The organism is Moorena sp. SIO4E2, assembly GCF_010671945.1.
Taxonomy (GTDB): Bacteria; Cyanobacteriota; Cyanobacteriia; order Cyanobacteriales; family Coleofasciculaceae; genus Moorena; species Moorena producens.
Genome location: NZ_JAAHIE010001204.1, coordinates 1 through 1,434, shown reverse-complemented (window position 1 = coordinate 1,434; position 1,434 = coordinate 1). Strand labels below are relative to the sequence as shown.

The 1,434-nt window shown below is 46.2% G+C and carries 1 protein-coding gene; it reads left to right on the top strand.

Going from position 1 to position 1,434, the window contains the following annotated elements; genetic code table 11:
- Positions 1-1,432, top strand: a 1,432-nt coding sequence (locus tag F6K37_RS42215; RefSeq protein ID WP_287257196.1) for a non-ribosomal peptide synthetase, incomplete at its 5' end; no start/stop codon positions are given.
- Between the last annotated feature and the right edge of the window lie 2 nt (positions 1,433-1,434).

Here is a 1,434-nt window from a genome sequence, read left to right as displayed (position 1 = left end):
GGCCTATATTCTTTACACTTCCGGTTCTACAGGACGCCCCAAGGGTGTGCTCCAAAACCATCGCTATGTCCTGAATCTATGCCGGAACTATACCAACAGCGGTAAGATTAGCTTTAGCGATCGCTTTTCACTGTTGTACTCAGCTGCTTTTGGTGGTGCAGTGCGAGATATTTACTGTGCCCTGTTGAATGGAGCAGCACTATTTCCCTTGGATGTCAAGCAAATTGGGTTACATCAGTTAGGTCGATGGTTGCGAGATCACGAGATCACCGTTATGTTTGCGGTGGCGACATTGTTTCGTCACTTTGTTTCAACATTGGATGGGCTGGGAAATTTTCCTAAGTTACGACTAATCCAAATTGGGAGCGAAACGGTTTACCGACAGGATGCCGAACTTTTCCAGGAAAACTTTTCCGACCAATGCACCTTAATGGTGAATCTCGGAGGTACAGAGATTAGTCCAGTGCGACAATTTCCCATTACCAAAGAAACCGTGCTCACTGGTGCGACGGTGCCTGCGGGCTATGGAGTTGAGGGCACCGACGTTTTCCTTTGGGATGAATCGGGGCAAGAGGTTCCCCCGGGAGAGGTTGGTGAAATTGTGGTTCGTTCTCGCCAAGTGGCCTTGGGATACTGGCAACAGCCATCGCGAACCGAGCAAGTGTTTATTACCGATGGCGAGCATCGATATTTCAAAACCGGTGATTTGGGTCGGTTATTACCGGATGGTTGTTTGCTGCACCTGGGTCGTAAAGATTTTCAGGTCAAGATCCGAGGTTATCGGGTTGAAACAACTGAAGTGGAAGCGAGTTTGTTGAACTTAGACGCTGTTAAAGAGGCGGTTGTAGTCGCCCAGACAGAAGCAGGGGGAGCAGTTGGGGATCAACAGCTAGTGGCTTATCTGACTCCGGTAAATTCCCAAAATAGACTGACAGCTAAAGAATTAAAAGCTGCTTTGGGAGACAAATTACCCAGTTACATGGTTCCAGCTGGCTTTATTTGGCTAGAGTCATTACCTTTAACGGTAACTGGTAAAATTGACCGACGGGCTTTACCCAAACCCGAATCAATTCTATCAACATCAGAATTAGAATTAAACGTTATTGCCCCCCGTACGGCGACAGAAGAAACCTTAGTAAAAATTTGGTCGGAAGTCCTAAAAATAGAGCCGATTGGCATTGAGAATAATTTCTTTGAATTAGGGGGACACTCCCTTCATGCTAGCCAAGTTGTGGCTCGTATTTCTAATAGACTAGGCATTGAAGTACCATTGAAGCAGATTTTTGAAACACCAACAATTAGTCTGCTTTCAAATTACCTAGAATCGGTAAATACTAGCAGCAATTGTAGCACTGGTAACTATCCCTTAGTCCCCACCGCCAGGGCAACAGAGGCAGACATTCCTCTATCCTTAACCCAACAAGGTCTCTGAGA